At 40.3% G+C, this 1,844-nt stretch carries 3 protein-coding genes; all 3 read left to right on the top strand.

What is annotated here, in order from left to right; all coding sequences use genetic code 11:
• The first annotated feature begins 107 nt into the window (after positions 1-107).
• Positions 108-587, top strand: a complete 480-nt coding sequence (locus AAF462_11850) for an SRPBCC family protein (protein ID MEM7009816.1) — start codon at positions 108-110, stop codon at positions 585-587.
• 5 nt (positions 588-592) lie between these two features.
• Positions 593-1,021, top strand: a complete 429-nt coding sequence (locus AAF462_11845) for a secondary thiamine-phosphate synthase enzyme YjbQ (GenBank protein MEM7009815.1) — start codon at positions 593-595, stop codon at positions 1,019-1,021.
• Between the two features lie 31 nt (positions 1,022-1,052).
• Positions 1,053-1,844, top strand: a 792-nt coding sequence (locus AAF462_11840) for an alpha/beta hydrolase (protein MEM7009814.1), incomplete at its 3' end; no start/stop codon positions are given.

Genomic DNA, 1,844 nt, shown 5'->3' with positions numbered 1-1,844 from the left:
TCAGAAGAAGCAGGTGTTAGGCTGCTCAGAGCGAAAACAGTAAATGATGACCCGAAATTTATCCAAGCTATGGTAGATGTAGTCGAAGAAATGATGGATCATTGAAAATGGCTTGTTATGAATTTGCTACAATCTGGAGAGTTGATGCACCAATTGAGAAAGTTTGGAACGAAATTTATTACACCGAGTATTGGCCTGATTGGTGGAAAGGGGTCCAAAAAGTTGAGGAGCTTAAAAAAGGTGACGATCTTGGTATCGGAAGCATCAGGCGCTACACTTGGCAGACTAAACTTCCATACAAACTAATATTTGAAATTGAAACTATAAAAGTAGAACCGATGACATATCTTGAGGGTATATCTGAAGGAGAGCTTGATGGAAAGGGAATATGGAGACTGTCAGAAAAAGACGATCAGACTATATGTAGATATGATTGGATAGTAGAAACTACAAAACCATGGATGAATATACTTGCCCCTGTTGCAAGGCCGCTGTTTGAATGGAACCATAATATAGTAATGAGTTGGGGCGCTAAGAGCCTTCAAAAGAGATTGGGAGCAAATGTCACGGAATTAAAGGAAGCATAAATCATATGAGCTGGATACAAAAAGAATTGCACTTAACGCCAAAACCAAGAGGATTTCATCTTGTTACTAGAGAAATTTTAGAGCAGATTCCTGAACTAAGAGATTTCCAAGTCGGCATAGCACATATCTTTATCTGCCATACATCTGCTTCTCTCACTTTAAATGAAAATGCAGACCCTGATGTCAGGGTGGATTTTGAAAGTCATTTTAATGAATATGTGCCGGAGAACGCGCCTTATTATGTACACACATTAGAAGGCCCAGACGATATGCCTGCTCATATCAAAGCATCTCTATTGGGAAGCAGCCTATCAATACCGATTAAGGACGGCAGTTTTAATGTGGGCATTTGGCAGGGAATTTATCTTTGCGAGCATAGAAACCACGGCGGATCTAGAAAAATCATTGTTACCTTATTCGGTGAAAAAAAATAAACTATTGTAAATTTTATCATTAGACAATACCATGGCGGAAGACATACCAGACATTAAAAGAAGCAAAACAAGAGTTAAGGGTTTTAGCAATGAAGAGATGGATTTTCAGCTGCTAAGGCAGATGGGCTCTTCTTCATTTGGCGGTGCCTCTGTTGGGGAGTGTTTATCTCTGTCTGGTCGTATTAAGGACGGAAGCCCAGAAAGCTGGGTTGAAGAATTTACGAAACTTGCCCATTGGCAGCAAAAAGATGCCCATAAAAGAGCATCTAAAGGACACACAACAAGCGCAAGAGATCAGTTTTTTAAAGCGTGCAACTCATACAGAGCAGCTGAATATTACACAAGCTGCCTTGATCCTAACCATCAAAAACTCGGCATGCAGGCCCGAAATTGTTTTAGAGAGGCAATGGATAACCTTTGGCACACATTCGAAGATCACCTCTTAACTTATAAAAGCATTGACTTGCCGGTTTATTTTATGTCCCCCGGCAGTAGTGATCAGAAAAGAAAAACATTAATGATTGTAAGCGGCTTTGACGGAACTCTTGAAGAAGAATACTTTATGAGAGGATACGCAGCGCTTGAAAGAGGCTACAATGTTGTACTCTTTGCAGGACCGGGACAGATGGATGTATTTAGATTTTACAGTCGTTCGAGCTTTGAGCCAGATTTTGAGAATCCAACAAAAACTGTGATTGATTTCATACAAGACAGACCAGAGGTAGATATGGGCAGGCTTGCACTTATGGGTATTAGCTTTGGCGGATATTTTGTTACCAGGGCAGCTTCTCATGAACCAAGAATTAAGGCACTTATTCCAAAC

Source organism: Thermodesulfobacteriota bacterium (assembly GCA_039028315.1).
GTDB lineage: Bacteria > Desulfobacterota_D > UBA1144 > Nemesobacterales > UBA2774 > CR02bin9.
The sequence above is the reverse complement of the archived record's forward strand: the minus strand, read 5'-3'. Positions and strand labels throughout refer to the sequence as shown.